The 26,849-nt window shown below is 72.6% G+C and carries 28 protein-coding genes and 1 pseudogene; 13 read left to right on the top strand and 16 right to left on the bottom strand.

The window, feature by feature from the left end:
- Nucleotides 1–1,279 precede the first annotated feature (1,279 nt).
- The gene (locus ACZ4VA_RS14075) at nt 1,280–2,767 is read right to left on the bottom strand and encodes an FUSC family protein (protein WP_356238778.1); all 1,488 of its coding nucleotides are present in this window, start codon (nt 2,765–2,767) and stop codon (nt 1,280–1,282) included.
- 242 nt (nt 2,768–3,009) lie between these two features.
- On the opposite strand from ACZ4VA_RS14075, the gene ACZ4VA_RS14070 reads away from it, so the two are divergent.
- From ACZ4VA_RS14070 to ACZ4VA_RS14060, 3 genes are all read left to right on the top strand, one after another.
- Nucleotides 3,010–3,486 carry an Lrp/AsnC family transcriptional regulator gene (locus ACZ4VA_RS14070; RefSeq protein ID WP_355794237.1) on the top strand — a complete coding sequence of 159 codons (477 nt, stop codon included), beginning with the start codon at nt 3,010–3,012 and terminating at the stop codon, nt 3,484–3,486.
- A 145-nt stretch (nt 3,487–3,631) separates the two neighbouring features.
- Nucleotides 3,632–4,336: an HAD family hydrolase gene (locus ACZ4VA_RS14065; RefSeq protein WP_468081398.1), complete on the top strand. Its 705-nt coding sequence runs from the start codon at nt 3,632–3,634 to the stop codon at nt 4,334–4,336.
- 458 nt (nt 4,337–4,794) lie between these two features.
- Entirely contained in the window at nt 4,795–5,277 is a 483-nt protein-coding gene (locus ACZ4VA_RS14060; RefSeq protein ID WP_355794577.1) for an STAS domain-containing protein, read from the top strand.
- Between the two features lie 38 nt (nt 5,278–5,315).
- Here the strand turns inward: ACZ4VA_RS14060 and ACZ4VA_RS14055 are convergent, their stop codons facing one another.
- Together ACZ4VA_RS14055 and ACZ4VA_RS14050 are read right to left on the bottom strand one after the other, a co-directional pair.
- Nucleotides 5,316–5,948, bottom strand: coding sequence for a GNAT family N-acetyltransferase (locus tag ACZ4VA_RS14055; protein WP_468081395.1), 633 nt, complete (start codon nt 5,946–5,948; stop codon nt 5,316–5,318).
- An 87-nt stretch (nt 5,949–6,035) separates the two neighbouring features.
- Nucleotides 6,036–6,698: a TetR/AcrR family transcriptional regulator gene (locus tag ACZ4VA_RS14050; protein ID WP_389389176.1), complete on the bottom strand. Its 663-nt coding sequence runs from the start codon at nt 6,696–6,698 to the stop codon at nt 6,036–6,038.
- A 74-nt stretch (nt 6,699–6,772) separates the two neighbouring features.
- Here ACZ4VA_RS14050 and ACZ4VA_RS14045 point away from each other — a divergent pair, with 74 nt between their 5' ends.
- Nucleotides 6,773–9,919: an acetyl-CoA carboxylase family protein gene (locus ACZ4VA_RS14045; protein ID WP_468081392.1), complete on the top strand. Its 3,147-nt coding sequence runs from the start codon at nt 6,773–6,775 to the stop codon at nt 9,917–9,919.
- 400 nt (nt 9,920–10,319) lie between these two features.
- Nucleotides 10,320–11,342, top strand: a complete 1,023-nt coding sequence (locus tag ACZ4VA_RS14040) for an alcohol dehydrogenase catalytic domain-containing protein (protein WP_468081390.1) — start codon at nt 10,320–10,322, stop codon at nt 11,340–11,342.
- Nucleotides 11,343–11,511: 169 nt separating this feature from the next.
- Here the strand turns inward: ACZ4VA_RS14040 and ACZ4VA_RS14035 are convergent.
- Nucleotides 11,512–11,691: pseudogene (locus tag ACZ4VA_RS14035) on the bottom strand (helix-turn-helix domain-containing protein); the annotation flags it as partial.
- A 49-nt stretch (nt 11,692–11,740) separates the two neighbouring features.
- On the bottom strand, nt 11,741–12,517 hold the full coding sequence (locus tag ACZ4VA_RS14030; protein ID WP_468081388.1) for a LysR substrate-binding domain-containing protein: 777 nt from the start codon (nt 12,515–12,517) through the stop codon (nt 11,741–11,743).
- 58 nt (nt 12,518–12,575) lie between these two features.
- Between ACZ4VA_RS14030 and ACZ4VA_RS14025 the strand changes: the two genes are divergently transcribed.
- Nucleotides 12,576–12,980, top strand: coding sequence for a DUF5997 family protein (locus ACZ4VA_RS14025; RefSeq protein WP_355784980.1), 405 nt, complete (start codon nt 12,576–12,578; stop codon nt 12,978–12,980).
- A gap of 36 nt (nt 12,981–13,016) precedes the next feature.
- Here the strand turns inward: ACZ4VA_RS14025 and ACZ4VA_RS14020 are convergent, their stop codons facing one another.
- On the bottom strand, nt 13,017–13,211 hold the full coding sequence (locus ACZ4VA_RS14020) for a dihydrofolate reductase family protein (protein ID WP_355784965.1): 195 nt from the start codon (nt 13,209–13,211) through the stop codon (nt 13,017–13,019).
- A 186-nt stretch (nt 13,212–13,397) separates the two neighbouring features.
- Here ACZ4VA_RS14020 and ACZ4VA_RS14015 point away from each other — a divergent pair, with 186 nt between their 5' ends.
- Entirely contained in the window at nt 13,398–13,841 is a 444-nt protein-coding gene (locus tag ACZ4VA_RS14015; RefSeq protein WP_468081386.1) for a DUF6281 family protein, read from the top strand.
- On the opposite strand, the gene ACZ4VA_RS14010 is transcribed toward ACZ4VA_RS14015, so the two are convergent.
- From ACZ4VA_RS14010 to ACZ4VA_RS13995, 4 genes are all read right to left on the bottom strand, one after another.
- Nucleotides 13,816–14,652 carry a carbohydrate ABC transporter permease gene (locus tag ACZ4VA_RS14010; RefSeq protein ID WP_355784971.1) on the bottom strand — a complete coding sequence of 279 codons (837 nt, stop codon included), beginning with the start codon at nt 14,650–14,652 and terminating at the stop codon, nt 13,816–13,818. The genes ACZ4VA_RS14015 and ACZ4VA_RS14010 overlap by 26 nt on opposite strands.
- Nucleotides 14,649–15,647: a carbohydrate ABC transporter permease gene (locus tag ACZ4VA_RS14005; protein WP_355784973.1), complete on the bottom strand. Its 999-nt coding sequence runs from the start codon at nt 15,645–15,647 to the stop codon at nt 14,649–14,651. Before ACZ4VA_RS14005 ends, ACZ4VA_RS14010 begins: the two co-directional genes overlap by 4 nt.
- A 2-nt stretch (nt 15,648–15,649) precedes the next feature.
- Nucleotides 15,650–16,951 carry an ABC transporter substrate-binding protein gene (locus tag ACZ4VA_RS14000; RefSeq protein WP_356238520.1) on the bottom strand — a complete coding sequence of 434 codons (1,302 nt, stop codon included), beginning with the start codon at nt 16,949–16,951 and terminating at the stop codon, nt 15,650–15,652.
- Nucleotides 16,952–17,024: 73 nt separating this feature from the next.
- Complete coding sequence (locus ACZ4VA_RS13995; protein WP_388904720.1) at nt 17,025–18,266, bottom strand: aminotransferase class V-fold PLP-dependent enzyme; 1,242 nt, start codon at nt 18,264–18,266, stop codon at nt 17,025–17,027.
- A gap of 253 nt (nt 18,267–18,519) precedes the next feature.
- Here ACZ4VA_RS13995 and ACZ4VA_RS13990 point away from each other — a divergent pair, with 253 nt between their 5' ends.
- Together ACZ4VA_RS13990 and ACZ4VA_RS13985 are read left to right on the top strand one after the other, a co-directional pair.
- Nucleotides 18,520–19,233 carry a FadR/GntR family transcriptional regulator gene (locus ACZ4VA_RS13990; protein WP_355794222.1) on the top strand — a complete coding sequence of 238 codons (714 nt, stop codon included), beginning with the start codon at nt 18,520–18,522 and terminating at the stop codon, nt 19,231–19,233.
- 197 nt (nt 19,234–19,430) lie between these two features.
- A complete protein-coding gene (locus ACZ4VA_RS13985; RefSeq protein ID WP_355794223.1) occupies nt 19,431–19,892 on the top strand; it encodes a hypothetical protein in 462 nt (153 codons plus the stop codon).
- Between the two features lie 283 nt (nt 19,893–20,175).
- Here the strand turns inward: ACZ4VA_RS13985 and ACZ4VA_RS13980 are convergent, their stop codons facing one another.
- Entirely contained in the window at nt 20,176–21,201 is a 1,026-nt protein-coding gene (locus ACZ4VA_RS13980; RefSeq protein WP_468081381.1) for an alcohol dehydrogenase, read from the bottom strand.
- Nucleotides 21,202–21,496: 295 nt separating this feature from the next.
- Between ACZ4VA_RS13980 and wrbA the strand changes: the two genes are divergently transcribed.
- A complete protein-coding gene (gene wrbA / locus ACZ4VA_RS13975) occupies nt 21,497–22,108 on the top strand; it encodes an NAD(P)H:quinone oxidoreductase (protein ID WP_356165919.1) in 612 nt (203 codons plus the stop codon).
- A 210-nt stretch (nt 22,109–22,318) separates the two neighbouring features.
- Here the strand turns inward: wrbA and ACZ4VA_RS13970 are convergent, their stop codons facing one another.
- A complete protein-coding gene (locus tag ACZ4VA_RS13970; protein ID WP_468081379.1) occupies nt 22,319–22,939 on the bottom strand; it encodes a TetR family transcriptional regulator in 621 nt (206 codons plus the stop codon).
- A 154-nt stretch (nt 22,940–23,093) separates the two neighbouring features.
- On the opposite strand from ACZ4VA_RS13970, the gene ACZ4VA_RS13965 reads away from it, so the two are divergent.
- Nucleotides 23,094–23,387, top strand: a complete 294-nt coding sequence (locus ACZ4VA_RS13965) for an ArsR/SmtB family transcription factor (RefSeq protein ID WP_355794915.1) — start codon at nt 23,094–23,096, stop codon at nt 23,385–23,387.
- Nucleotides 23,384–23,770 (top strand): VOC family protein, encoded by a 387-nt coding sequence (locus tag ACZ4VA_RS13960; RefSeq protein WP_356164410.1) that lies wholly within the window; start codon nt 23,384–23,386, stop codon nt 23,768–23,770. The genes ACZ4VA_RS13965 and ACZ4VA_RS13960 overlap by 4 nt, the downstream gene beginning before the upstream one ends.
- Before the next feature lie 35 nt (nt 23,771–23,805).
- Here the strand turns inward: ACZ4VA_RS13960 and ACZ4VA_RS13955 are convergent, their stop codons facing one another.
- Both ACZ4VA_RS13955 and ACZ4VA_RS13950 read right to left on the bottom strand, forming a co-directional pair.
- Nucleotides 23,806–24,435 carry a GOLPH3/VPS74 family protein gene (locus tag ACZ4VA_RS13955; RefSeq protein ID WP_468081376.1) on the bottom strand — a complete coding sequence of 210 codons (630 nt, stop codon included), beginning with the start codon at nt 24,433–24,435 and terminating at the stop codon, nt 23,806–23,808.
- Between the two features lie 150 nt (nt 24,436–24,585).
- Nucleotides 24,586–24,888, bottom strand: a complete 303-nt coding sequence (locus ACZ4VA_RS13950; RefSeq protein ID WP_468081374.1) for a muconolactone Delta-isomerase family protein — start codon at nt 24,886–24,888, stop codon at nt 24,586–24,588.
- Nucleotides 24,889–25,036: 148 nt separating this feature from the next.
- Here ACZ4VA_RS13950 and ACZ4VA_RS13945 point away from each other — a divergent pair, with 148 nt between their 5' ends.
- The gene (locus ACZ4VA_RS13945; RefSeq protein WP_355793144.1) at nt 25,037–25,750 is read left to right on the top strand and encodes an SDR family NAD(P)-dependent oxidoreductase; all 714 of its coding nucleotides are present in this window, start codon (nt 25,037–25,039) and stop codon (nt 25,748–25,750) included.
- Between the two features lie 5 nt (nt 25,751–25,755).
- Here ACZ4VA_RS13945 and ACZ4VA_RS13940 read toward each other — a convergent pair whose 3' ends face one another.
- The gene (locus tag ACZ4VA_RS13940; protein ID WP_356164416.1) at nt 25,756–26,268 is read right to left on the bottom strand and encodes a GNAT family N-acetyltransferase; all 513 of its coding nucleotides are present in this window, start codon (nt 26,266–26,268) and stop codon (nt 25,756–25,758) included.
- Between the two features lie 238 nt (nt 26,269–26,506).
- On the bottom strand, nt 26,507–26,710 hold the full coding sequence (locus ACZ4VA_RS13935) for an MbtH family protein (RefSeq protein ID WP_356164418.1): 204 nt from the start codon (nt 26,708–26,710) through the stop codon (nt 26,507–26,509).
- Nucleotides 26,711–26,849: the final 139 nt, after the last annotated feature.

Below are 26,849 nucleotides of genomic sequence, written 5' to 3'. Positions count from 1 at the left end.
CGACGGGGATCGCGCGGGCGAGGGTGGCGGCGACCGCGCGTCCGGCGACCGCGCCCGACCGGCCGTTCCCGGCACCCGTGTCACCTGCCCCCGGCCCCCGGCCCCCGGCCCCCGGCCCAGCGAGCCCTACGCCGTACGCCGGTCCCCGTCCACCGCCTGGGGCGTCCGGCGACGGAGAGGACCAAGCGTCCCGCCGAGGGGGCCCGGCTGGGTCAGCGGCGACAGGGATTTCGCGTGCGCGGGTTGGCGGAGCGACCGTGCGTCCGGCCGAAGGGCCGCCGGGTAGCTACGGGAATCGCGCGGGCGAGCGCTGGCGGCGGCGACCGCGCCCGACCGCCGTTCCCGGCAGCCGTGTCACCGGCCCCCGCCCAGCGAGCCGTACGCCGTACGCCGGTCCTCGTCCACCGCCAGGGGCGTCCGCCGACGGAGACGACCAGGCGTCCCGCCGAGGGGCCCCGGCTGGGTCAGCGGTGGGGATCCCGCGCGCGAGGGTTGGCTGAGCGACCGCGTGTCCGGCCGAAGGGCCGCCGGGTAGCTCCGTGGCTACGGGGATCGCGCGGGCGAGGGTCGGCGGAGCAGCCGCGCGTCCGGCCAGCGCCACCGACCGACGTTCCCGAGGCACCAGCCCCGCCCCGTGAGCCGTACGCCGGTCGCCGTACACGGTTAGGGCGAATGCCGACGGAGGCAACCGCACGTCCAGCCGAGGGGCCCCGGCTGGGTCAGCGGCGGGGGTCCCGCGCGCACGGGCCGACGGGGGCGACCAGGCGTCCGGCGACTGTGACTGCAACCGACCGTCGTACCCGAGGCACCCGGGCCACTAGCCACGCCCCACGAGCCGAACGCCAGTCCCCGTCCACGGTCAGGGCGTACGCCGACCGAGGCGCCACGCGTCCGGCCGAGGGGCCGCACGACAAGGTCGGCGGCGACGGAGATCCCGCTGCGAGCGCCGGCGGCGGCGACCGAGCGTCCGGCGACTGCGACCGACCGCCGTTCCCGGCGCCCCTGGCACCGGTCCCCCGCCCCCCCCCGAGCTGAACGTCGGTCGCCGATCGCCGTCCACGGCCAGGGCGTACGGCGGCCGGAGGTGTTCGTACGGCTGTGTCCGCCGGCTCGCGCCTCGCCGTGCCTGCGGCCTCGGCGGGTCGCGGAACGGCCGGAGGTGTCAGGACCGCCGTGCCGCCGGTCGCGCGCCCCCGCCTCGGCGGGCCGCGGAACGGCCGGAGGTGTCAGGACGGCCGTGCCGCCGGTCGCGCGCCCCGGCGGGCCGTCGAGCGGCCTCTCAGGCGCCGAGGAGCCGCGAACCCCGCAGCGGTCCCGCCAGGGCCGCGAGCGCCCGCTCCAGGCCGTGCAGGTGGGCCAGGGCCTGCTCGGCGCCCGGGTGGTGGCCCGGCGCTGCCGGATGGACCGGCACGGCGCCCTCGGGCACGGCGCCGACCAGTGTCGCCATCGCCGCCTCGACGCGCCCGCAGGCGGCGCTCAGGCGCGCGTCGTGCGAGGCGTCCGGGTCGGCGGCGACGGCGGCGAGCCCCCGCGCCTCGCGGGCGCAGTCGTCGAGCAGCGCGAGGATCTCGCGGGCCCGCGCCTTCCGCACCCGCAGCGGATTGAGCGGATGGACCAGCGGCGCGAGGGCCGCCCGCACCCGCCCCAGGAGGGCTTCGAGCTCCGCGACCCGGGGCGCGGGGTCCGCGGCGGCGTCACCGGCCAGCCGTCGCGCCGCCGTCGCGGTGCAGGCGTGCACCGCGTGCAGGGCGCGTTCCACCCAGCGGTCGGTGACCGCGTGCGTGGTGATCGGCAGGATCAGCGCGACGGCGAGCGCGGCGCCGAGGGCCCCGACACCGGTCTCGGCGAACCGCAGGGCCAGCAGTCCCGGGTGCAGGACACCGAGGAGCCCGTACAGCAGGCCGGCCATGACGGTGACGAAGAACATCATCCAGCTGTACGAGGGCGCCGCCGTGTAGAAGATGCCGAAGACGCAGACGGCCACGAGTGCCGCGGTGGGCGCCGGGGCGCCGTCCAGGGGGACGGCGATCAGCAGCCCGGCGCCGATGCCGGTGACCGTGCCGACGACGCGCCGGAAGCCGCGCACCAGGGTCTCGCCGCGCGACGCCGTGTTCACGAAGATCCACCAGGCGGTGCCGACGGCCCAGTACCAGCGCTCGTGCGAGAGGACCGGTCCGGCGGCGACGGCGAAGGCGCAGGCGGCGGTCGCCTGGAAGGCCTGGCGGGTGGCCGGGCGGTCGAGGCCCCGCCCGTCCAGCGGTGCGGGCGCGGGAGGCGGCGGGGTGCGCCGTTCGATGCACCACGCGCCGAAGCGGACCGCCGAGGAGGCGGCCAGGGACAGCGCGACGGCGGCGTACAGCTGCGGCAGCTGGCCGGGCAGGGCGTGCAGGAACTGCGTGGTGAAGAACATCATGAACGCGAAGATCCCGAGCGCGTGGCCGCGCGGTCCCCAGCGGCGGGCGTACACGCCGCAGAAGACCACCGCGAGCCAGGTCGCGTCGCGCAGCGCGGGCACCCCGTGCAGCGCCGTCGCGACCGCCAGGACGGGGAAGCCGACGACGGGCAGCAGGGCGGTGGTGACCGCCTGGCCGCGCACCGTCGCGTCTCCCACGGTGAACAGCGCGAGGAGTGCCGCGAGCCCGCCCGTGATCGAGGCCGGCAGCGACAGTCCCGCCAGTTCCGACACGGTCACGGCGAGGCCGATGCCGAGCACCGCCCGCAGCGAGACCCGCAGCCGGAACAGTCCCGGATCCGGAGCCCTGAACATCTTCTTCACGTGCGGCAGCCGCCCCCACTTCTCGTCGACACAGCCGTCGGGGATTCCCCTCGGGACATGGGAATGGCGCCGCGGGCACGGATCCGGCTTCATTGCCTGTCCTGCGCTGCGCGGCGCCATCGATAGGCCCTAGGAAAGCATCAGGACGGCATTGGCTCAACCGGCTCACCGTTCACAGGGCCATTGGTACAGTCGGCAGGGATCACCCGTGACACCAGGAAGGCCAACGGACCATGGCCGTGGACGAACTCGACACCCGCATCCTGCGGCTGCTCCTCGAACAGCCGCGCACCAGCGTGCGGGAGTACGCGCGCATCCTGGGCGTCGCCCGTGGCACGCTCCAGGCCCGCCTCGACCGGCTGGAGCGCGACGGGGTGATCACCGGCACGGCCCCCGCGCTGTCCCCCGCCGCGCTCGGCCACCCCGTGCTCGCCTTCGTGCACGTCGAGGTGACGCAGGGCAATCTCGACGACGTGGGGGACGCCCTGGCCGCCGTCCCGGAGATCGTCGAGGCGTTCTCGATCACGGGCGGCGGTGATCTGCTGACCCGGGTGGTGGCGCGGGACAACGCGCACCTGGAGGACGTCATCCAGTCCCTGATCAGCCTGCCGGGCGTCGTCCGGACGCGTACCGAGGTGGTGCTGCGCGAGCGCGTCCCCCACCGGTTGCTGCCGCTGGTCGAGTCGATGGGCCGGGCGGCGAGGAGCTGACCCCGCGAGCCGGGCGCCCGCCCGCTCTTCCGGCCTCGGCGCACGGCTCCGCGCTCCCGGCTCCGCCGCACGGTCCCGCGCTCCCGGCTCCACGCACACGCCCCGGCCGCGCCACGACAAGAACGCTCTTGGCATCCTGGAGGCCATGAGCACTCTCGCCGGCACCGCGGTCGTCTTCGACCTCGACGGAACGCTCGTGGACAGCGAGCCCAACTACTTCGAGGCGGGCCGGCGGACGCTCGCCGGACACGGCGTCACGGACTTCACCTGGGCGGACCACGAGCGGTACGTCGGGATCAGTACCCGGGAGACACTGCGGATCTGGAAGGAGCGCTACGCCCTCGAAGCCCCCCTCGACGTCCTGCTCGCGGACAAGAACGGCCGCTATCTGGAGCTGGCTCGCGCCGCCACGCACGTGTATCCCGAGATGCGGAGGTTCGTGGAACTGCTCGCCCACGACGGCGTCCCGATGGCCGTGGCGTCGGGTTCCTCGCCGGAGGCCATCGAGGCGATCCTCGCGGGCACGGGCCTGGACCAGTGGCTGACCACCGTCGTCTCGGCCGAGGAGGTGGCACACGGCAAGCCCGCCCCCGACATCTTCCTGGAGGCGGCCCGCCGGCTGGGGGTGGCCCCCGCCGACTGCGTGGTCCTGGAGGACGCGGCCCCCGGCGCCGCCGCCGCGCACGCGGCGGGCATGCGCTGCGTCGCCGTCCCCTACCTCGCCGCCCAGGCCGACGACCCGGCGTTCGCGACCGCCGCGCTGCTGCTGCGCGGCGGCCAGGCCGAGTTCACCGCGCGAGCGGCCCACGACTGGCTCCTCCGCTCCGCCCGTTCGTCCCGAACTCCCTGATCGTGCCCTACTCCTGACGGTCCGACAAAAAGGGCTGCCAGACTCTCCGATGGCCCGCGAACCCCCCTGGACCGCGGCCGGAATCGGCGATCCTGTCCGGTTCGCGTGCACACCGCGCTAAGGTCCACATCCAGGCCGTGTGACAGGCACCGGCCTGTGCGGGACCGTGCGACGTAGGGGACTTGGCAGCGCGCGGGACGCACGCGGGCCCGGTGCGGCGACGGTGCGCGCGAGGGGTCGAGGGCGGACGGGAACCGCCCGAGGGGCCCTGGCATCCGGAATGCGGGGCACACGCACCCGTACGGGTGACGCTCGGGCGGCATCCGGACCGCGGGGCGGCCCAGCGTGGGAGGCCTGAGGAGAAGCGTCCGGGCCGCCCGCCGGACCCGGACGAGCACGGACGTGCAGGGGAGCTCTGGTAGTAGTGGCTCACCGCACGAGGGCTGGATGGAGGTGCGATGTCCACACAGACCCACCGTCTGACCATCACCGAGATCACCAGTTGCGACGACTGCGCGGTCCTGCGGGTCAGCGGCGAACTCGACCAGAGTTGTGAGGGGCTCTTCCTGGGCACGCTCGGCGCCAGCGTGGACGCGGGGCACCGGCATCTGGTGCTGGACGTGACCGCGCTCGTCTTCTGCGACTCGCGGGGGCTGAACAGCCTGCTGGCCGTCCGCTGGCTGCTGGAGCGCAGGCAGGGCAAACTCCTGCTGGCCGGAGCGGGGCGCCGGCTGTCCGAACTGCTGGCGCAGACCGGCAGTTCGGACCTGCTGCCCAACCGGCTGACGGTCGGTCAGGCCCTGCTGGAGTTGCCCGCGGAGCACCGGCCCGTCTGGCCGCCGGCGCCTCCCAGGCCGGAGGACCACGCCGTGCACGGCCGCGCCGAGGCCCCGCACCTCCCTCCGTCACGGCAGCGGCCTCCGGACAGCGGCGGTGAGTGACGGCCCACGGGGACGACCGGGGCACCGGTAGCGGGCGCTCACAGCCGGTCGAGTCGTCCCGTCGTACGCCCGAGGTAGGTGACCGGGCCGGGGTCCGGCACGTCGATCTCGTGGAAGCCCAGCCGGTCGTAGAAGGCCCTGGCCCGCGTGTTGGCCGTGACCATCACCAGGTGGACGGCCGGCACCCCCTTCTCCCCCAGGGCCGCCAGCAGCGTCCTCATCAGCTCACGCCCGTGGCCGCGGCCCTGCCATGCGGGGAGCAGGTCGATGTGCAGGTGGGCCGGATACGCGGCCACCTCGGGGACGACCATCCGCTCGGGGTCGTGCAGCAGCGCGACGATCGCCTCGTCCGCGTTCGCGGGCTGTCCGGACGGCCGCGGATAGCGATCTGCGACCCGGGGCAGCCACTTCGCGCGGAAGACCTCGGCGAAACGGGCGGTGTCCGCGGCGCCGACGACATAGCCCACCGCCTGCCCCCGCCCGTCGTCCAGCACGAAGGCCAGCTCCGGCTCCAGCTTGACGTACGGGAGGGCGAAGGTGGTGGGGAAGATCCCGGGATCCTCGTAATGGGGCCTGCTGTCACCGCCGTTGTGGGCGGTGAGCACGCAGATGTCCTCGACGGCCGCCCGGTCCTGCGGGCGGTACGGACGTACGACGGGAGTTGAAGTCACCCCAGCATCCTGCAGAGTTGGGAGCGCTCCCACAACCGCCTTTCACCGACGTCCTTCCCGGCGGAGACTCCGGGCCCGGTCAGGGGCTCAAGTGCCCTGTCCGGCATGGTCCTTCACGGCTGGAACCACTCCGAGCAGGTGCAGGTACATGGCCGTGACGTCGCGGACCGCGTCGTCGTGGGCGCCGGGGTCCGCCGCGGTCAGGCGGGCGAACTCGACGCACATGCCGCCGACCGCGCGGGCGACGGAGAGCGGTTCGGCGACCGGCGCGGCCCTGCCCTCGGCGGCCACACGGCGGATGTAGCGGGCGTGGCGGTGCACCGGCCGCTCGCAGATCTCCTGCCACAACTCGCGCACCCCCGGGTCGGTGCGGGCCTGCTGCGCCAGCAGTCCGAGCAGGGGCAGATGGCGGGCGTAGGCGGCGATGAAGGCGGCGACGGACGCCTCGGCGACGGCGCGCAGGTCGTCGGTGCCGACGTCCGGCACGTCCTGTGCGGCGAGGAAGGCGTCCCGGACCCGTGCCGCGAGGACGCGGAAGATCTCCTCCTTGGACGCGAAGTACACGTAGAAGCCGGCGCGCGAGACCTCGGCCTCGGCGGTGATGTCGCCCACCGTGGCGGCGCCGTGGCCGAGCCGCGCGAAGACGGTCTCGGCGGCGTCCAGGAGCCTGCCGCGGGCCGGGGCGTCGCTGCGGTCACGGGCGGTGCGGGTCGCCCAGGTCCGCCGCCCAGCCTGTTCGTCGCCTGTCACGCCGCGAGCATATTGACGTTGACGTCAATGTCAATGAGCATGGCCGCGCCGACCACGGTTTCCCGGAGGGGCTCATGGGTTCTGCCGCCGTACTCGTCGCCAACCGCGGGGAGATCGCCGTACGTGTCCTGCGCGCCGCCGCCGAGGCGGGGCTGCGCACCGTCGCGGTGTACGCCCCGGACGACGACCTGCACGTCCGCCACGCCGACGAGGCGGTGCCGCTCGGCGGGTCCGGCTACCTGGACGCGGACGCCGTGCTGGCCGCGGCGCGGGGCTGCGACTTCCTGCACCCGGGGTACGGATTCCTCAGCGAGGACGCCGAGTTCGCGGCCCGGTGCCTGGCGAGCGGAGTCCGTTTCGTCGGCCCCTCCCCCGAGGTGCTGGCGCTCTTCGGCGACAAGGCCCGCGCACGCGCGCTCGCCCTGGAGCAGGGGGTGCCGGTGCTGGAGGGGACCCGCGGCGGCACGAGCCTGGAGGAGGCGCGGGAGTTCCTCGCGGGCGGCCCGGTCATGGTGAAGGCGGTGGGCGGGGGCGGCGGCCGCGGGATGCGGGTGGTGCGCTCACCCGGAGAGCTGGCAGAGGCGTGGGAGCGCTGCCGTTCGGAGGCCCAACAGGGTGTTGGCAGGGCCGAGTTGTACGTGGAGCGGCTGCTGGAGGGTGCCCGGCACATCGAGGTGCAGGTCGTCGGCGACACGGCCGGCGCCGTCACCCATCTGTGGGACCGGGACTGCAGCGCCCAGCGCCGCCACCAGAAGCTGATCGAGATCGCGCCGGCTCCCGGACTGCCGCCGCGGGTGCGCGACGCGCTGCTGTCCTGCGCCCTGCGGATGGCCCGGGCGACCGGCTACACCGGACTGGGTACCTTCGAATTCCTGGTCCGCGGTGAGGAGTTCCGCTTCATCGAGGCCAACCCCCGTCTCCAGGTGGAGCACACGGTCACCGAGGAGGTGACCGGGGTCGACCTGGTCGCCGTCCAGCTGCGCCTGGCCGCGGGCGAGACGCTGGAGGCGCTCGGGCTGGCGGGAGAGCCCCGGGCACCGCGCGGCCACGCCGTGCAGGCGCGGGTGAACGCCGAGGTGACGACGGCGGACGGCACCGTACGGCCGTCGGCGGGCCGGCTCGCGCGCTTCGACGTGCCGACCGGGCCCGGGGTCCGGGTCGACACCGCCGCGCGGGCCGGCGCCGAAGTGGGGGTCCGCTACGACTCGTTGCTGGCCAAGGTGATCGTGTCGTCGCCGCACGGGGTCGCCGCCGCCTGCGAGCGGGCCCGGCGGGCGCTGGACGAGTTCACGGTCGAGGGCGTGCGGACGGGGATCCCGCTGCTGCGCGCGGTCCTGGACCGGCCGGAGTTCTGGGCGCACACCGGCTTCGTCGAGCAGCACCTGGCCGAGCTGGCCCCTGAGGACGCCGCCCCGGCATCCGTCGAGGGGACCGCCGTCGCCCCCATGAGCGGCACGGTCGTGGCCGTCGACGTGTCCCCGGGCGACCGGGTCGCGGCGGGCGGGCAACTGGTCGTGCTGGAGGCCATGAAGATGGAGCACGTCGTCCGGGCGACGGCCCCCGGGGTCGTCCGTGCCGTGCACGCGCGCGTCGGCGACACGGTGCGGGAAGGGCGGCCCCTGGTCGAGCTGGACGAGGCGAGCGACGCGTCCGCCGGGGCCGGGGCGGTAGAGGCGGTCGACCTGGACGCCGTACGGGCCGATCTGGCCGAGGCGCGCGGCCGCCACGCCTTCGGACTGGACGAGCACCGGCCGGACGCCGTCGCCAGGCGCCGGGCGCTCGGGCGCCGTACCGCCCGCGAGAACATCGAGGACCTCTGCGACACGGGCAGCTTCACGGAGTTCGGCGCCCTGGCGATCGCCGCGCAGCGCGGGCGGCGCTCGCTGGACGACCTGATCCGCTCCACTCCGGCCGACGGCATGGTCACCGGCACCGGGCGGGTCGACGGAGCGCCCTGCGTGGTGATGTCGTACGACTACACGGTCCTCGCGGGCACCCAGGGGCACCAGAACCACCGCAAGACCGACCGCATGCTGGGCATCGCGCAGGAGCGGCGGCTGCCCGTGGTGCTGTTCGCCGAGGGCGGGGGTGGCCGGCCCGGTGACACGGACACCACCGCCGTCGCCGGCCTGAACGTCACGACGTTCCACCGGATGGGCCGCCTCAGCGGCACGGTCCCGCTGGTCGGCATCGCCTCGGGGCGGTGCTTCGCGGGCAACGCGGCCCTGCTCGGCTGCTGCGACGTCGTGATCGCCACGCCGGAGGCCACCATCGGCATGGGCGGTCCCGCGATGATCGAGGGCGGCGGCCTCGGGGTCTACCGGCCCGAGGAGGTCGGACCGCTGTCGGTCCAGGAGCCCAACGGGGTCGTCGACATCGCCGTGTCCGACGAGGCGGAGGCGGTCCGCGTGGCTCGCCGCTACCTCGGGTACTTCCAGGGCGCGACGGAGGACTGGGAGGCGCCGGACCGCAGGCTGCTGCGCCATGTCGTGCCGGAGAACCGCCGACGCGCCTACGACGTGCGGGCGGCCGTGACGGCGCTCGCGGACACCGGTTCGGTGCTGGAGCTGCGGCCGGCCTTCGGCGTGGGCGTACTGACCTCGCTCGTCCGGATCGAGGGCCGTCCCGTGGGACTCCTCGCGAGCAACCCGGCCCATCTGGGCGGCGCCGTCGACCGGGACGCGGCGGACAAGGCCGCCCGCTTCCTCCAGCTCTGCGACGCGTTCGGCCTCCCGGTCGTCTCGCTCTGCGACACCCCCGGTTTCATGGTCGGCCCGGACGCCGAACGGACCGCGACGGTACGGCATTTCGCGCGCCTCTTCGTGACGGGCGCGAACCTGCGCGTGCCGCTCGTCTGCCTCGTCCTGCGCAAGGCGTACGGGCTCGGCGCGATGGCCATGATGGGCGGTTCCACCCGCGCCCCGCTGGCCACCGCCGCCTGGCCGAGCGGCGAGTTCGGGGGCATGGGCCTGGAGGGCGCGGTCCGGCTCGGCTACCGCAAGGAACTGGAGGCGATCGAGGACCCCGAGGAGCGCGCCCGCGCCTTCGAGGCACGCGTCGCCGAACTCTACGAGCACGGCAAGGCGGTCAACGCGGCCGCCGCGCTGGAGATCGACGCGGTGATCGACCCGGCGGACTCCCGGGAGTGGATCCTCGCGGCCCTCGACGGCCACGAGCAGGCCCGCCCCGGGGAGGGCCGGGGTTTCGTCGACACGTGGTGAGGCCGCCGGCGGGGAGGCGGAGCCGCGTAGGTGCGGTGAGGCCGCCGGGAGTCCTCCGGTGACGAGCTGACCGGAGTCGGAGTGCCGCTGACGAGCAGCGAAGCAGGCGCCAAGTAGACGGCGCACGCACTCGTCGGCACGCCTGCCGCCGTGGCCTGGGTTGCGAAAGGCGAGGCGTGGAGATCGTCACCTGGTGACCATCAGGTGACCGCTGCCCGCCGGGCGATTTGTCGGATCCCAGGGAACGATGGGAGAGCGTCACCACGAGCGCCCAGCCGCCGACATCGCGCGGAGCATCCGAATCGCAACGGCGCAGGGCCGCAACTGACTGATCACTTCCGCCCGGAGTCCCAGCTCCGCCCTCACATCCCCGGCGGACGAACAGAGCAAGGAGCTCGGCATGAGCCGATCAACAGCAGCCGGCGGCGCCGCACAGGCGACGATGCGGGCCGTCGTCGTCACCCGGCCCGGCGGCCTGGACGCACTCCGGATCGAGGATGTGCCGGTCCCCGTCCGCAACCCCGGCTGGGTGCGGATCAAGGTGAAGGCGTTCGGCGTCAACGAGTCCGAAGTCACCACCCGCAAGGGAGAGTCGGACGCGGAGGTCACCTACCCGCGCGTTCCCGGCATCGAGGGCGTCGGCGTGGTCGACGAGGCAGACGAGGACAGCGGGCTGCGGCCGGGGCAGCAGGTGGCGACGATGATGGGCGGCATGGGGCGCTCCTACGACGGCGCGTACGCCCAGTACGTCACCGTCCCGGCGGCGCAGGTCATCCCGTTCGAGACCACCCTGCCGTGGGACGTGGTCGGCGCACTGCCCGAGATGTTCCAGACCGCCTACGGATCCCTGACCCGCGGGCTGGGCCTCAAGGCCGGGCAGACGCTGCTGATCCGCGGCGGCACCTCCACGGTCGGGCTGAGCGCGGCCACGATCGCGAAGGACCTCGGAGCGACCGTGCTGTCCACCACCCGCAGTCCCGGCCGGGCCGGGGAACTGCGGGCGGCGGGCGTCGACCATCCCCTCGTCGACGACGGCACCCTCGCCGGCCAGGTGCGCGAGCTGATGCCGGACGGCGTGGACGCCGCACTGGAACTGGTGGGCTGCTCGGTCCTCGCGGACACCCTGCGCACCGTCCGCATACACGGCACGGTCTGCTTCACCGGAGCCTTGGCGGGCCAGTGGTCCATCCCCGACTTCACCCCGTTCATGATCCCGGGCGGGGTGCGCCTCACCTCCTACGGCGGTGAGGCCGCCGACCTCCCGGCCGACGTCCTCGCACACCAGCTCCAGGCCATCGCCGCAGGACGCCTCAAGGTCCCGGTCGCGAAGGTCTACCACGGCCTGGAACAGGTCCGGGACGCCCAGGCCGACCTCGAGTCCGGCACCACGCCGGGCAAGCACCTCGTCGTCCTGGACGACTGAGACCTGGGCGACTGCGATCCGGTCGTGTGAGGCGACAAGCGGCAAGGTCGCCGCACACATCGACTCGATCTCCAGGAACCCGCACATCGTCCGCGACGAGTACCTCAACACCTACGTCCGCGACGAGGGCGGCGACGATCGGCAACCGCACCGCCTCCGCCGCGTTTCGTCACGCGCCGCTCCTCGCCTCGCGGGCGGCGAAGGCGGCCGGGGTGAGCCCGGTGCGATCGCGGAAGAAGCGGCCGAAGTTCGCGGGGTCGCTGAAGCCGAGGTGAGCGGCCACGGCCCGGGCATCCCATCCGGCGCTGTCCAGCAGGCGCCTGGCTTCGAGCAGGGGGCGTTCGTGGACCCACGCCCAGCGCTCGTGCCGTCGACGGCACGGGCGCCCGACCCGTCGGCTACGAGCGGCGGCGGGGTTTCCCGCGCTTCGCGCCCTTGCCCGCGCCGCCGGATCCGCTCCGGGGATTCTTGCCGCCCTGCTTGCCGGGTGCGGGCTTGCGGCGGGCGTCGCCCTTCGGGGGCTGCTTCCGCTTGGACTGGGCCGGCGCCGCGGCCGGGGCCGTGGGACGCCCGCGGGAGCTGTTGACCGTCCGCCCGCGGACGATGCCGATGAAGTCCTCCACCTGGTCGGTGGTCCGCTCCTCCGGCCAGGACAGCGCGACGCGTGACTCGGGGGCGTCCGAGACCGGCCGGTAGGTGAGGTCCTTGCGGTGGTGCAGGCGGGCGAGGGACTGCGGGACGACGACGACCCCCACGCCCGCCGCGACCAGCTCCACGGCGTCCGCGGTCGAGGCGGGACGCTCGATCGCGGGCCGCCCCGGCAGCTTCTGCCAGTCCAGGACGTCGTCCAGGGGGTGCAGCACGAGCTCGTCGGCGAGGTCCTCCACGGACACCTCGTCGACCGCCGTCACGACGTGGTCCCTCGGGACCACGACGACCGTCGTCTCGGCGTAGAGGGGGATCGCGCTCAGGTCCGTACCGTCGACCGGGAGCCGGACGAGGCCGGCGTCCGCGCCGCCGTCGCGCAACAGGCCGCTCGCCTCCGCGGCGGGCACCGCGACGAGGGTGAGCGGGACGTCCGGCAGGCGCTCGTTCCAGATCCGCACCCACTTGGCGGGTGTCACTCCCGGGACATACGCGAGCCGGAACGAGGGGGATGCTTCCGAGCCTGTCACCTGGCCAGGCTACCGGGCGTGGTCAGAGGTGGCGCACATGCTCGATACCCTTGACACCATGACGTCGCAGCAGACCACCCAGACCATGAAGCCCGCCACGGCGGCGAAGAAGCTGGGTGTGTACCTCCAGGCCACGCCCGCCGAGTTCCAGGAGGGTGTCGTCTCGCGCACCGAGCTGAGCGCGCTGCAGACCGACCCGCCCGAGTGGCTGCAGGAGCTGCGCCGCAACGGCCCGCACCCCCGCCCGGTGGTCGCGGCGAAGCTCGGCATCTCGATCGCGGGGCTCGCGCGCGGCGGGGTCACCGAGGCGCTCACCACCGAGCAGATCGAGGCGCTCAAGGACGAGAACCCGTCCTGGCTCCGGCGGGAGCGCGCCACCCAGGCCGAGGTCCGCAAGGAGACCGTGCGTCTGAAGGAGAAGAAGGCGGAGCGGGCGAACGAGTCCGGCGACACCCGCTCCTGACCCCCTCCCCCGTCCCTGCCGTACGGAGGGACGGAGTCACCTCCCCCGGCGCGGGAGCCTCGGGTCAGCGCCTGACCGGTGCGGGACGACGGCCAGGTGCAGTTCGTCGATCAGACCGACCCGCAGGTACCGCTGCACCGTGGCCGCTCCCCCGCCGGCACGTACGTCCCTGCTGCCCGCCGCCTCGAACGCCCGCTTCAGCACCCTGTCGACGGGCTCGTCAGTGACCACTCTCACCCCTGCGTCGAACGAGGGCACACCGGATCGACACCCGCCACGGGAGTCCTCCGGCCGAACGAAGACGGCACCCTCTCCGTCGTAGTGGTGAAGGCCCGGGACGGGGGCGCGGCAAGGCCCGGCCCCGGCCTTCGGCATTCACCCGAGCGGGAGCCGAGGGGCTGCCGGAGGAGGTCTCCGATGAGAACGGTGCTGCACGCGAGCCGGTGCGGAGGCGTGTGGGCGGCGGTCGCGGCGGCCGTCGCTGCGTCCGCCGTGGCCTGCACGGACGTCGGTGCTGGTGGCGGTGAGGCCGCGTCGTCCTGCGCCTTCGTGGTCGAGTACGAGGGCCGGACGTACCAGGACGTGGCCGACATCCCGTTCACGGTCGGGGACGCGCTCGGTGAGGCGGTCGTGCCGGCGTGCGACGACACCCCGAGCGACGGGGACGACGGCGTGCCGAGGTCCGCGACGACCGCCTACGCCGTGGCGGAACTGGACCCCGCCATCGCCGTCGCCGTGGGAGACGCACCCGGCGACGTCCGCCTCGTCGCCGTCCACCGGGACGGTGAACTCCCTTCCTCGGTGGGGGAATTGATCGGCGGCCCCGGCACCTCGCCTATCCCTTCACCGCGCCCGAGGTGAGTCCCTGGACGATGTGCCGGCTGGCGAAGGCGAACAGGAGCATCGTCGGCAGGATGGTGAGGACCGCCGCCGCCGACATCGAGCCCCAGTCGATGTTGAAGCTGGAGATGAACCCGTTCAGGGCCGTGGGGACCGTCTTGTTGCTGTCGCTGTTCATCAGCGTCACCGACAGGAACAGCTCGTTCCAGCAGTTCACGAAGTTGAAGATGAAGGCGGCCACGATCCCGGGCCGCATCACCGGCAGCAGCACCCGGAACAGCGCTCCGAACCGGGAGAGGCCGTCGATCATGGCGGCCTCCTCCAGGGCGTCCGGGATGTTCTCGAAGAAGCCGCGGAGCATCACCGTGCAGAACGGGATGCAGACGGCGATGTAGACCAGGATCAGCCCGAGCCGGTTGTCGACCATGTTCAGGTCGGTCATCAGCAGGTACAGCGGTCCCAGCGCGATGAAGGTGGGGATCATCTGCGTGACCAGGGCCGCCATCAGCAGCGCGGACTTGGTGCGGAACTCGAAGCGGGCCAGGACGTACGCCGACAGCATCGAGATCGCGGTGGCGACCGCGCCCGCGACGGTCGCGACGACGAGGCTGTTGGTGAGGTAGACGCCGAAGTCGGCCTTGTCGAACAGCCCTCGGTAGTTCTCCAGCGAGAAGTGCTCGGGCCAGTAGGAGATGGGGAAGGCGAAGATGTCGCCGGGTGCCTTGAGCGAGGTGACGGTGATCCAGTAGAGCGGGAAGACGGTGAAGACCACCCACAGGCCCAGAAAGGTGAACTTGGCGGCCCGTCCGGCCGTGGACTCCTTGCCGATCACGGCTTCACCTCTCGCTTCTCACGGGTGGCCAGGAGGAAGAAGACGGCGAACACCAGCAGCGTCGCGACCACGATCAGGCCGAGCGCGGAGGCCTTGCCGTAGTCGCCCTGCTGCGTGATCTTGATCATCCAGGTGGTCACGATGTGCGTCTCGTTGTTGGGTCCGCCGCCGGTCATCCCGAAGATCAGGTCCGGGAAGTTGAAGATCCAGATGACCCTCAGCAGCACGGTCAGCGCGAGCGTGACCCGGATGTACGGGATGGTGATCTGGAACAGCGTCCGCACCTTGCCCGCGCCGTCGAGCGCCGAGGCCTCGTACAGCTCGTCGGGGATGGACTGCAGCGCGGCCAGGATCATGATCGTGAAGAACGTGACCCCGTACCAGACGTTGGCGACCACGACGGCGAACATCGCCGTCTGCGGGTCGGCCAGCCAGGCGACCGGCTCGTCGATCAGCCCCGCCTTCTGCAGCAGGTCGTTGACCACCCCGAACTCGCTGTTGAACAGCCAGCGGAACAGGATCCCGATGAGGAAGCCGGAGATCGCCCACGGGAAGAACACCAGTGCCTGGTAGAGGCCGCGGAAGGGGAACTTGCGGCGCAGCCACAGGGCGAGGGCGAAGCCGATCACCAGTTGCGGCACGATCGACCCGAAGACCCACACGGCGGTGTTGCCGAGGACGGTGCCCCAGGCGGGGTCGGCGAAGACGTCGTGGAAGTTCTCCAGACCCACCCAGGAGGTGTCGGTGAGGTCCGACAGGTTCCAGTGGCGGAAGGCCATCTGGCTGCCGGCCACCATCGGGTAGTACGTGAAGACCGCCACGAAGACCGCGGCCGGGGCCATGAAGGCGGCGATGAGCAGTCCCCGGCGGGACGTGAACTCCGGCTTGCGGCGGCCCCGTGCGGCACCGCGGGCGGGCGGGGCGCCCCCGTCACCGGAGGGGCCCGCCGTCTTCGTCACTTTCGTCGTACTCGTCGCTCCGGACGCGGTCGGCATGGCTACTTCTCCTGCTGCCGCTTCTCGGTCCAGTACGCGTCCCAGCCGGCCAGCAGTTCCTTCGGCGTCGTCTTGCCGAGGACGAGCTTCTGGATGTCGGCGTCCGCCTTCTGCTGCCACTCGGTCCACCACGCGACGCCGCGCGGCTGGCTGACGTTGAGGTACTTCTCCGGGTGCTCCGTCATCGTGACGTAGCTGGACCAGGGGCCGGTCTTGTAGAACGTGTCCTCGGTGGCCGACTTGAGGATCGGCACCAGGCTGTTCTTCTTGGTGAAGGCCGTCGACGCCTTGCCCTCGGACAGGAACTCGACGAGCTTGAGCGCCTGGGACTTGTGCTTGCTGCCGCTCGCGACGCCCCAGCCGGCGGTGGCGAGGGGCTGTACGGTCTTGCCGCTGGGGCCCGCGACCAGCGGGGCGGTGTCCCACTGGTCCGCGGAGATCGCCTTGGACTCCGAGACGGTGGCGATCACCTCGGGGTCCTGGAGCAGGAAGGCCGTGGAGCCGTTGGAGAAGCCCTCCACCATCTCCGGGTAGCCCCAGGAGACGGACGACTTCGGCGAGGCCCGCTTGAAGAGCTCGAGGTAGGTCTCCATGGCGTCGAGGGCCTCGGGCGCGGAGAAGATCGTGCTGCCGTCCTTCAGCTTGAAGCCGTCGGAGGGGTCGATCCTGTCGGCGACGTACGCCTCGATGGCGGCGGTGGCGTTGCTGTTGGCGTTGGCTCCTCCGCGGAAGGCGTACCCGTAGCGGCGCTTGGCGGGGTCGTGCACGGCCGAGGCCTGCTTGAGCAGTTCCTCCCAGGTGGCCGGCGGTGCCGAGAACCCGGCGTCCTTGATCAGGTCGGTGCGGTAGAAGAGGCTCAGCCCGTAGAAGCCGTAGGGGACGAAGTACGTCTTGCCCTTGGTGTCCTGGGACGCCTTGACGGCGTTCTCGGTCATGGCGTCCCAGCCCTTCCAGCCGGTCAGTCCCTTCTTCATGTCGTACAGCCAGCCGTTGTTCGACCACGGGCCCACCGTGATGTCCCGCACCTCAAGGGTGTCGACACCGCTGCCGGACTGGAGCATCTGCTGGATCTTCTGGTCGGCCTGCTCGGTGGGCGGCGAGATCAGGTTGACCTTGATCTTGGGGTTCTGCTTCTCGAAGTCCGCTATGAGGTCCTTCAGCAGGCTCGTGCGCGCGGGGTTCGTCAGGCTCTCGACCATGTTGAGGGTCACCGTGCCGCTGTCGCCGCCGCCCATGGCGGAACAGCCGGTCAGGACCATCGTGGCGGCCGTGCCGAGGGCCAGGACTGCCGTCCTTCTCTTCATCGTGCCGACCTCTTCCTTGGATCTGCCGCACTCACGGCGGCTTCGGGGGACGGGGGTTGTCGGTGGCGCGGTGTCACGGGGTGTCGGAACGGGCCCGTGCGGCGCGGGCCCACTCGCCGAGGACGGGGACACAGGTCTCGGCGAAGTACTCGTAGTCGGCGGGGGTGTTGTAGACGTGCGCGGACAGCCGCAGGTAGCCGACGCCGTCGAAGCTGGTGAAGGCCGTCTCCACGCCCAGCTCGTCGGCGGCCCGGTCGCGCAGGGCGTCGGCCTCGACGCGGCTCGCGGCCAGACCGGCCGGCAGGCGCACCAGGCGCATGCCGGGGACGGGCATGCCGACGTCGACCGTGCCGGGCTCCCCGGTCAGTTCGGCGAGGGCGCCGCCGATGACGTGCTCCGCGTAGCCGGCGAGGTCCTCCATGTACCGCCGGGCGGTGTCCCAGCCCCAGGTGCGCTCGACGAAGTCCAGCGCGGCCGGCGCCGCGAGATAGCCGGTGGCGTCGACCGTCCCCTGCTGGTCGAAGCGGTCGGGGTACGGATCGGCGGCGGCCCACGAGTCGATCAGCGGGTACAGCCGCTCGCGCAGCTCGCCGCGGGCCACCAGTGCGGCGGTCCCTCGCGGCGCGCAACCCCACTTGTGCAGGTTGCCGACCCAGAAATCGCAGGTCAGGCCGTCGAGAGGGGCGGCGATGAGGCCGGGTGCGTGGGCCGCGTCCACGAGCGTCGGGATGCCGAGCCGCCGGGCGTGGGCGCCGACGCGTTCGACCGGCATGCGGCGGGCGGTCGCCGAGGTGATCTGGTCGAGGACGACGAGTCCGGTGGCGTCGCTCAGCTCCGCCGCCACGGCCTCGTACGCCTCCTCCTCGCCGGCGCCCAGTGGCACCCGCGCGGTGCGGACCCGTCCGCCCCAGCGGCGCGCCAGCCGCTGCGCCCCCATGGTCACGGCCCCGTAGCCGTGGTCGGTGACGACGATCTCCCCGCCGGGGCGGTCCGGGAGGCCGGCGTAGACGACGCTGACCCCGGCGCTCGCGTTGGGGACCAGGGCGAGGTCGTCCGCGTCGACCCGCAGGAAGCGGGCGAGTTCGACCCGGGTGTCGGCGATCCGCTGCGGCAGCGCCGGGAACCAGACCACCGGGGACCGGTCCATCTCCGCGCGCAGCTCGTTCTGCAGTTCCTGTGCCACCAGCGGGACCGCCCCGAACGAGCCGTGGTTCAGGTGCTTCATGGCCGGGTCGAGCGACCACGCCCGGTCGGCGGGCCGGCCGTCCGCCAGCAGCAGGGGGCGCGGGGCGGTGGTGACCTCGGTCTCGCTCACATGACTCCTCGTCCGCCAGGACCCGAAGGCCGCACGGCACACGGGAGCGCCGCGCAAGACATCGGACCGTCACCTGGACACGTATGATGACTCGGCATCCTGCACGGCATTTTCCGGCCATGCAAGGGTCCTGCAGAAGAAGTCATCAGATGAGTCGCCGTCGATACACCCAGGACATCTGATGACTCGGGAGGACTCGCTAGAGTGCACCGAGGGCTCGGCGGTGCCGCCGGCCCGTCAGGGGAGGAGTCGGATGTCCGCAGTCGACAGGGCGTTCCACGGGCTACGGCACATGATCGCGACGGGCCGTCTGGTCGCGGGTGAGCGCATCCCGCCCGAGGCCGACCTCTGCGAGGAACTGGGCGTCTCCCGCGGCTCGTTGCGCGAGGCCGTACGGATGCTCGCGGCCCTCGGCGTGATCGAGCCACGGCACGGCTCCGGCACCTACGTCTCCCCGCTCCGCCCCGAGGACGTCATCGGCAGCCTCTCGCTGACCCTCGAACTCCTGCCGCTGTCGGGCCTGTTGGAGGTGTACGAGATCCGGCGGGTCCTGGAGGCGCACGTCGCCGCGAAGGCGGCCGCGCGCCGCACGCCCGAGACGGTGCGGACGCTGTTCTCGCTCATCGACGCGATGGAGGCCACCGACGACCCCACCGAGGCCTCGGAGCTCGACCACCGCTTCCACGCCGAGATCGCCCGGGCCGCGGGCAATCCCGCGCTCGCCTCCCTGCTCTCGGTCTTCCGTGCCCGCTCCCGCAAGTACCAGGTCTTCACCCTCCCCGAGGGCCCCGAGCTGCGGCGCAAGAGCGATGAGGACCACCGCGTCATGGCCACCACGATCGCCGACCGGGACCCGGGCGCGGCGGCCGGCGCCGCGGAGGCACACGTCGCCCAGACGGAGCGGTGGCTGCGCGCCTTCATGCCGCCGCTCGAGGAGCAGGACCGGTCCGAGGACCCGCCCGCCTGACCCCTTTCCGGCCACCGGGACGGAACGCGTTGGGCCGTGCGAGTGGTGCATCTCCGGGCAGGGCCGTAGCGTCGGAATCGAAGATTCCGCCCGGCACGGAGACGCGCTCGGCGGGGTCCCGGCCCCGGTGAGCTCGGCGGGGCGACGGGCGAGGACGCGCGGCCGGTGGGCCCCGCGACGAGGTGCCGGGAGCGGACATGGCCAAGAACGTATTCAGGGCGGCGGTCATGTTCGGCGCCGCGGCGGCGCTGGCGACGGCCACGGCAGCCGCCTCACCCGCGGCGGCACCCCGGTCCGCGGACACCGCCGGACAGCGGGTGAGCAGGACGGTCCTCGTGGACTGCTTCGAGCGGTCGCAGGTCCGCCCGGCCGATTTCATCCTGGCCTGCGGCGACGGGAACAGTCGGCTGACCTCGCTGCACTGGACGCGGTGGGACGCGAAGCGCGCGGTGGCCACGGGCTTCAACGTGGTGAACGACTGCAAGCCGTACTGCGCCGCGGGCACCTTCCGCTCGTACGCCGTCACCGTGCGGCTCGACCACCCCCAGACATGGAAGAAGCAGCCCCAGCTCTCCCACTACACCCGGATGAGCCTGACGTACACCGACGGCAGGCCGGACGGATACGCCCGGACGGTGCACCAGCCGCTCTGGAACTGACCGGTCCACGCCTCACCCACGCTTGGACCCGCCACGTCACCCTCCGGGAGGGTGACGTGGCGTCGTCGCGCGTTCCGGATACCGAGCGGATCCGTCCGCCGGCGACGACAGCCACCGACCACGCCCGACCAACCGACCGACCGGCCGCAGACGACAGCGATCCGTGAGGAGCGCGCGCGTCCCCGCCTGGGCCACGCACGCCGACCGCGCTCCCGCCAACGTGAGACGGACCGCGCGTACCGACGCGCGGCCCGTCTCACGTTCCAGTGCCGGGGGGTGTCCGTCAGCCGTAGGTGAGCACCATCCGGAAGCGGGCACCGCCGGAGAGCATCTTCTGGTACGCCTCGTCGGCCTGGTCGAGCGGCACGGTCTCGATCACCGGCCGGATCCCGTGCAGGGCGCTGAACTCCATGGTGTCCTGCACGTCCTGCGCGGTCCCCGAGGGATGCCCGCGGACGACACGGCCGCTCAGGAGCAGCTGGAGCGGGCTGATCGCCAGGGGCTCGGGGCTGGCACCGATGGCCACCAGCTCGCCACGGGGCGCCAGCCCGTCCACCGTCGCCGCGATGGCGTCGGAGCTGCCCGCGGTGGCCAGGACGGCCTTGGCGCCGCCGAGCGCCTGCAGGGCGTCCGCGACGGGAGTGCCCTCCGTGCTGTCGATGTAGTGGTGGGCCCCCAACTGCCGGGCGAAGTCGCCCTTGTCGGCGCCCCGGGCGATCGCCACGGTCTCGAAGCCCATGGCGACGGCGTACTGCACGCCCAGGTGACCGAGGCCGCCGATGCCGAGCACGGCGACCAGATCGCCCGGCTCGGCCGCACTGCGCCGCAGGCCGTTGTACGTGGTCACGCCCGCGCAGGCCATCGGGCCGGCGTCGCTCGCCGTCAGCGCCTCGGGGATGCGGGCCAGCGCGTCGATCGGCGCGACCATCATCTCGCCGAAGCCGCCGTCGTAGGCCCACCCGGGGATCTTGAGGTTCTCGCACACGATGAAGTCGCCCTGGCGGCAGGGCTTGCAGTAACCGCAGCTGCCGCCGAACCAGCCCACCGTCACCCGGTCGCCGACCTTCCAGCCCTTGTCCTGCGCCCCCTCCCCCAGCTCGTCGATGTGCCCGGCGATCTCGTGTCCGGGGACGAGCGGGAAGCGGACGCCGGGCATGCCGGCCGACACGAAGAAGGCGTCGCTGTGGCAGATCCCGCAGGCCTCCACGGCGACGCGCACGTGCCCGGGGCCCGGCTGCGGAAGTTCCCGCTCGACGATCTCGAACGTGCCGTTGGCGACGGGCACCTGGGCGACTCGATAGGTACTCATGCTGTCTCTCCGGAACAGGTGTGAGGGCCCCTAGACCAGCAGACCAGCTCCACGCCGATCGTGCGCGCCGGGCAGGCACGGGCCCGGGGACGGTCATCCCCCCTCGTCCCGGCCGGTCACTCCCCTGGCGGGTGACCGAGCACGGCGAAGCGAGGTCGCCCCGGGTGTTCCGGACGTCACATCAGAGACCTTTGACAAGAGGCGACCGCCCACCTACCTTCTAGATAGTCGACCGGTCACCTAGTACTGGATCGCTTCCACCGTCACCCACCACACGGAATCGGAGATCGCCACCATGGCCACTCCCGTCAACCTCGCGATCGTCTACTACTCCTCCACCGGCACCATCACCGAGATCGCCAAGGAGCTGCGTGACGCCGCCCTCAAGGCCGGTGCCGAGGTCCGCCTGGTGAAGGCCGCCGAGCTGGCCCCCGCGGAGGCGATCCAGTCGAACCCGGCCTGGGCCGCCAATCACGAGGCCACCGCGGGCATTCCCGTCGCGACCCCCGAGGACATCGAGTGGGCCGACGCCGTCCTGTTCGGCTCCGCGACCCGGTTCGGCAACCTCTCCGCCCAGCTCAAGCAGTTCATCGACACCCTCGGCGGCCTGTGGGCGCAGGGCAAGCTGGCCGACAAGGTCTACAGCGGCTTCACCTCCTCCGCGACCGCGCACGCCGGCCAGGAGACCACGCTGCAGGCGCTCTACACCTCGGTGCACCACTTCGGCGGGATCGTGGTCGCGCCCGGTTTCACGGACCCGGTCAAGTTCGCGGACGGCAACCCCTACGGCACCTCGCACGTCGACGCCCAGGGGACCAACCCGGTCGACGACACCACCCGCGCCGCGGCGCGTCACCAGGCCGAGCGCGTGGTGAAGATCGCCTCGCGCCTCAAGGCAGCGGCCTGACCTCACCGGAGCACCGGCGCGGTCGGGCGGAGGACGCCCGGACAGCAGGAAGAGGCGTTCCCGGCTTCGCCCCGTCCGGACCCGCACATCGGCACAGCACGGCGAAGCGGCCGTCACCGACCAGGTGACGGCCGCTTCGCCGTGCTGTGCGCGGACCGTCGTACGTCCGCCGTACTCACCGGGTGGCGAGCGCGGCGGGCGTCGCCCCCTTCAGCCGGTCGCCCCGGCCAGTTCCGGGTCGCGGGCTCCGAGGATGGCGAGGCAGTTGCGCCACAGGACCGTGAGGCGCTGGGTGTCGTTGTACAGCTTGGCGAAGAGGACCTGCCCCTCCAGCTGGGCGACGACGGACCTGGCGGCCTCGCGGGTGTCGTCGACGGTGACCTCGCCCCGGGAGACGGCCTCCGTCACGACCTCCTCCACCATGTCGACCTGCGCGTCGAAGATCTCCTGCAGGCGGGCGCGGATGGAATCGGTCTGGTTGCTCATCTCCAGGGTGAGGTTCCCGAACATGCACCCCGAGACCGTGCCACAGCTCTGCTGGCCCGCGCGCTGGCCGGCCTCGGTCTCCTCGAACAGCCGGCGCAGCCGCTGGAGCGGGTCGGCGTCGCCCCGCAGGACGCGCTCCCAGTCTCCGCGCTGGACGGCCCAGTGCTCGTCCAGGACGGCGAGCGCGAGAGCTTCCTTGGACTCGAAGAAGTAGTAGAAACTGCCCTTGGGCACGCCGGCGGCCTTGCAGATCTCCGCGGTGCCCAGAGCCGAGTAGCCCCGCTGCTCGATGAGCGACTGGGCTGCGGTGAGGATCTTCTCCCTGGCATTGCTGGTACGTCCCATGCCACCAGTATACGACCGATCGACTATACGCGAGTGGACCAGTCACCTACGGATCCGGACCCACCGGCCTCGGATCCGGCCGCATGGATGCGGGCTCATGCCTGTCGAGCCGCCGCCTTGATAGGCAAGCGGTCACTTGCCTATCGTCTCGGTCATGGCGGAGGATGTCTTCAAGGCCCTGGCCGACCCCACGCGTCGGCGCATCCTCGACGAGCTGGTGGAGCGGGACGGCCAGACACTGTTCGAGATCTGCACCCGGCTGCTCACCAAGCACGGTCTGGGGCTGTCCCGCCAGGCGGTCAGTCAGCACCTGGCCGTACTGGAGGCGGCGGACCTGGTCCGGTCCCGGCGCCAGGGCCGCTACAAGTTCCACGACCTGAACACCGAACCCCTGGAGCTCATCGTGACGCGATGGCTCAGGCCCGAGGCACCGGAGAGCACCCCATGAGGATTCACCTGTCCAGCGTCTTCGTCGACGACCAGGACAAGGCCCTGCGCTTCTACACGGAGGTGCTGGGCTTCATCAAGAAGACCGAGGTCCCGCTGGGCGACGACCGGTGGCTCACGGTGGTGTCGCCGGAGGACCCGGACGGTACGGAACTGCTCCTGGAGCCCTCGGGCCACCCCGCGGTGGGGCCGTACAAGGACGCGCTGGTGCAGGACGGGATCCCGGCCACCTCGTTCGCGGTGGACGACGTGCACGCGGAGTTCGCGCGGCTGCGCGGGCTCGGGGTGCGCTTCACCCAGGAGCCGCTGGAGATGGGGCCGGTCACCACCGCGGTGCTCGACGACACCTGCGGCAACCTGATCCAGATCGTGCACAGCAAGTAGGGGCGGGCGCCCGCACCGGGACGAGCGCGGCGGCGTCAGACGCCGCCGCGCCAGACGTTGTCGAAGGCCGCGTCCTCGATCGCCCGGCGCTGCCGGACCGCCTCCAGCTCCATCACCGCGTCGTTGACGGCGGCCAGGACCGTCGCCACGCCGTCGTCGGTGATGTCCAAGGTGTCCTCCTCGGACTCGTCCCAGGGTTCGCCGTCCATTCCGGCGGCTTCCGCGAGGGCGACCAGGACGGGTTCACGGGCCGCCCAACGGGCTTCGGCGCGGGTGCGCGCGGGCGACTCGGCGAGCACCGCGGGGCCCGCGCTCGGGCGGAGCGACGCCAGGCGGCGGTGCGGCCGGGTGAGCTGCCCCTCGGCCTCGAAGGCGGCCTCGTAGGCGGCGGCGAGGCCGCGACCCCTGCGCCACAACCAGTCCTCCACCGACTCGTACGGCTCCTGGCGGACCAGCGACGACGCGGCCTCCCGAAGCAGGGGATCGTCGCCCGCGACGGGTTGCTCCCCCGGCAGGACGCGGACGCCGTCCAGGCCGACGGCTCCCCTGCGCAGGAGATCGAGGAGTTCGGCCCCGGCGAGCGTCAGCGACAGCCCGCCCTGGTCCACGGCGCGACCCGGCCCCATGTCCATCGCGACGATCAACAGGTCCCGTGGTGTGGTCATCTCGGCATCCCCTCAGAGGTAGCACCCACCGTACGACGCCGAGGTGGCGCGCCGCCTGTCGTACGACCGGGGCCGGGCTGGCCGGTGCCTCCCGTCCGCCCGGCTCGTCGCGGCGGCGCCGGGGCCGCGACGAGCCGGGCGGGCCCGGGGTCATGCGGCCGCGTCGGCCTTGCCCGGGTCGTTCGGGTGGGAGCCGAGCGCGGTGACAGTGGCCCGCATCCAGGGGCGCAGCGGCAGCGTGCCGAGCACCTCGCGGTGGAGTTCGGCCTCGTCCTCGGCCCGCCACACGCCGATGCTGCGCAGTTCGCCGACGGGCCGCCACAGGCGCACCAGGTGCCCGCCGGCCGCCAGCTCCCGGGCCCGGACCGCCTCGGCGGCGCGACGCCGGTCCACCTCGGCGGGGTCGGTTCCTTCGGGGACGGTGGTGACCAGCTCGACCAGGAACTCACGCATGGTCCTTCTCCTTCGGTGAGGTGTCCCGCCGGCGAGGCGGAACGGTGTGGGACGACTCTCGTTGACAATAGTAGACCGGTCGCTTAGTTTTACATGACCGGTCGGCTAGCGATCGGTGGAAGCACCAACCCGACAGGAGAGAACCGTCATGAGCGCTCAGGGTCAGAAGGTCGCCGTCGTCACCGGAGCCTCGCAGGGCATCGGAGCCGGTCTGGTCGCCGCCTACCGCAAGCTCGGGTACGGCGTCGTCGCCACGTCGCGCACCATCGCCGAGTCGCAGGACGCGGACATCGTGACCGTGCAGGGCGACATCGCCGATCCGGCGACCGCCGAACGCGTCATCGCCGCGGGTCTGGAGCGGTTCGGCCGGATCGACACCCTGGTCAACAACGCCGGCATCTTCGTCGCCAAGCCGTTCACCGAGTACACCCAGGACGACTACGACGCGGTCCTCGGGGTGAACGTCGCCGGCTTCTTCCGGATCACCCAGCTCGCGATCGAGGACATGCTGAAGCACGGCGGCGGCCACGTCGTGCAGATCAGCACGAGCCTGGTCGAGCACCCCAACTCCGCCGTGCCGTCCGTGCTGGCCTCACTGACCAAGGGCGGACTCCAGGCGGCCACCAAGGCGCTGGCGATCGAGTACGCGGGCCGCGGCATCCGCAGCAACGCCGTCGCCCTCGGCACGATCAAGACCCCGATGCACCCCGAGGAGACCCACGAGGTTCTCGCCTCGCTGCACCCGGTCGGGCGCATGGGCGAGGTAGGCGACATCGTCGACGCGGTGCTGTACCTGGAGAACGCCCCGTTCGTCACCGGCGAGATCCTGGCCGTCGACGGCGGGCAGAGCGCCGGTCACTGACCCGCTCAGGACGGATCGGTCGTCGAGATCACCAGCATCTTCGTGACCGAGCCGTCGTCCCCGACCACGTCGCGGACGTGCCGGAAGCCCATACGGCGGGCGAGCGCCAGACTGGCGGTGTTCCCCTCGCCCACCATGCCGTAGGCCTCTTTCAGACCCAGGTGGCCGGCGGCGTGCCGCAGCAGACCCCGGACCACCTCGGTGCCCAGCCCCTGGCCCCAGTACTCCGGGGCCAGCGCGGTGATGAGTTCGTACCCGTCGACGTTGCCGGTCTTCTTCACCTCCGCGTGGCCGGCGAACGCGCCCTGGAACCACAGGCCCCAGACGTCGAACAGCTCCTTGGGGTACACGTCGGTCAGGATCGTGCGGAAGAGGGTGCGCAGGTCGGCCTCCGGGACCTGCTCCTGGCCCATCCAGCGGCAGACCTCCTCGTCGCGCAGGAGGGCGACGAAGGCGTCCTCGTCCTCGGGGCGGTAGGGCCTGAACTCCAGCCGTTCGGTGTGCAGGGTCGGCGTCATCGTCGTACTCCTCTGGGTGACGCGGGGTGGGACGGCGGCGCCGCGGAGGGGCGCGGCGCGCGGGAGGTGCGGGGATTCCGCGGGGCGGGCGGGGCCCGTCCGGGGGCGGGGGCCTCTCCTGCGCCCCCGCCCCGGACCGGTGGGCCCCGCGCAGCCGACGTGCCTTGCGGCCGCGGTCACCGGAGCCGGGAACGGGCGTGACCGTCCCGGCGTCCGGAGCGCGCAGGCCGGACGGGGCTCAGGAGCCCGCGCGCTCCATCCGCTCGCGGAGGCTGCGCGGGCGCATGTCGGTCCAGACCTCGTCGACGTACGCGGAGCACTCGGCCTCGGTGCCCTCCTTGCCGACCGGCTGCCAGCCGGCCGGCACCTCGACGTCGACCGGCCACAGCGAGTACTGCTCCTCGTCGTTGCGCAGCACCTGGTAGCGGGTGTTCTCGTCCATGTCACGCTCTCTTGTCGTCGGTACGGTGACCGCGGCCCGCCGGCTGGCGGGCCGCTCCTGTTCACGGCCGGTCGTGGGACGCGGCACGGGGCCCTCGCGGCGGTGCCCTGCGTCCGCCGCCCGTTCCGGCCGCCGCCCC

The organism is Streptomyces sp. NPDC028308 (assembly GCF_055565855.1).
This window is presented reverse-complemented; position numbering and strand designations above follow the sequence as displayed.

Coding starts and splice junctions, on each gene's coding strand:
- ACZ4VA_RS14005 (WP_355784973.1), bottom strand. CDS start 15,647: ATGCCGACCGCGTCCGGAGCGACGAGTACGACGAAAGTGACGAAGACG.
- ACZ4VA_RS14000 (WP_356238520.1), bottom strand. CDS start 16,951: ATGAAGAGAAGGACGGCAGTCCTGGCCCTCGGCACGGCCGCCACGATG.
- ACZ4VA_RS14025 (WP_355784980.1), top strand. CDS start 12,576: ATGACGTCGCAGCAGACCACCCAGACCATGAAGCCCGCCACGGCGGCG.
- ACZ4VA_RS13935 (WP_356164418.1), bottom strand. CDS start 26,710: ATGGACGAGAACACCCGCTACCAGGTGCTGCGCAACGACGAGGAGCAG.
- ACZ4VA_RS13960 (WP_356164410.1), top strand. CDS start 23,384: ATGAGGATTCACCTGTCCAGCGTCTTCGTCGACGACCAGGACAAGGCC.
- ACZ4VA_RS13970 (WP_468081379.1), bottom strand. CDS start 22,939: ATGGGACGTACCAGCAATGCCAGGGAGAAGATCCTCACCGCAGCCCAG.
- ACZ4VA_RS13955 (WP_468081376.1), bottom strand. CDS start 24,435: ATGACCACACCACGGGACCTGTTGATCGTCGCGATGGACATGGGGCCG.
- ACZ4VA_RS13985 (WP_355794223.1), top strand. CDS start 19,431: ATGGCCAAGAACGTATTCAGGGCGGCGGTCATGTTCGGCGCCGCGGCG.
- wrbA (WP_356165919.1), top strand. CDS start 21,497: ATGGCCACTCCCGTCAACCTCGCGATCGTCTACTACTCCTCCACCGGC.
- ACZ4VA_RS13980 (WP_468081381.1), bottom strand. CDS start 21,201: ATGAGTACCTATCGAGTCGCCCAGGTGCCCGTCGCCAACGGCACGTTC.
- ACZ4VA_RS13965 (WP_355794915.1), top strand. CDS start 23,094: ATGGCGGAGGATGTCTTCAAGGCCCTGGCCGACCCCACGCGTCGGCGC.
- ACZ4VA_RS13950 (WP_468081374.1), bottom strand. CDS start 24,888: ATGCGTGAGTTCCTGGTCGAGCTGGTCACCACCGTCCCCGAAGGAACC.
- ACZ4VA_RS14060 (WP_355794577.1), top strand. CDS start 4,795: ATGTCCACACAGACCCACCGTCTGACCATCACCGAGATCACCAGTTGC.
- ACZ4VA_RS14040 (WP_468081390.1), top strand. CDS start 10,320: ATGAGCCGATCAACAGCAGCCGGCGGCGCCGCACAGGCGACGATGCGG.
- ACZ4VA_RS14045 (WP_468081392.1), top strand. CDS start 6,773: ATGGGTTCTGCCGCCGTACTCGTCGCCAACCGCGGGGAGATCGCCGTA.
- ACZ4VA_RS14065 (WP_468081398.1), top strand. CDS start 3,632: ATGAGCACTCTCGCCGGCACCGCGGTCGTCTTCGACCTCGACGGAACG.
- ACZ4VA_RS13945 (WP_355793144.1), top strand. CDS start 25,037: ATGAGCGCTCAGGGTCAGAAGGTCGCCGTCGTCACCGGAGCCTCGCAG.
- ACZ4VA_RS13990 (WP_355794222.1), top strand. CDS start 18,520: ATGTCCGCAGTCGACAGGGCGTTCCACGGGCTACGGCACATGATCGCG.
- ACZ4VA_RS14075 (WP_356238778.1), bottom strand. CDS start 2,767: ATGTTCAGGGCTCCGGATCCGGGACTGTTCCGGCTGCGGGTCTCGCTG.
- ACZ4VA_RS14070 (WP_355794237.1), top strand. CDS start 3,010: ATGGCCGTGGACGAACTCGACACCCGCATCCTGCGGCTGCTCCTCGAA.
- ACZ4VA_RS13940 (WP_356164416.1), bottom strand. CDS start 26,268: ATGACGCCGACCCTGCACACCGAACGGCTGGAGTTCAGGCCCTACCGC.
- ACZ4VA_RS14015 (WP_468081386.1), top strand. CDS start 13,398: ATGAGAACGGTGCTGCACGCGAGCCGGTGCGGAGGCGTGTGGGCGGCG.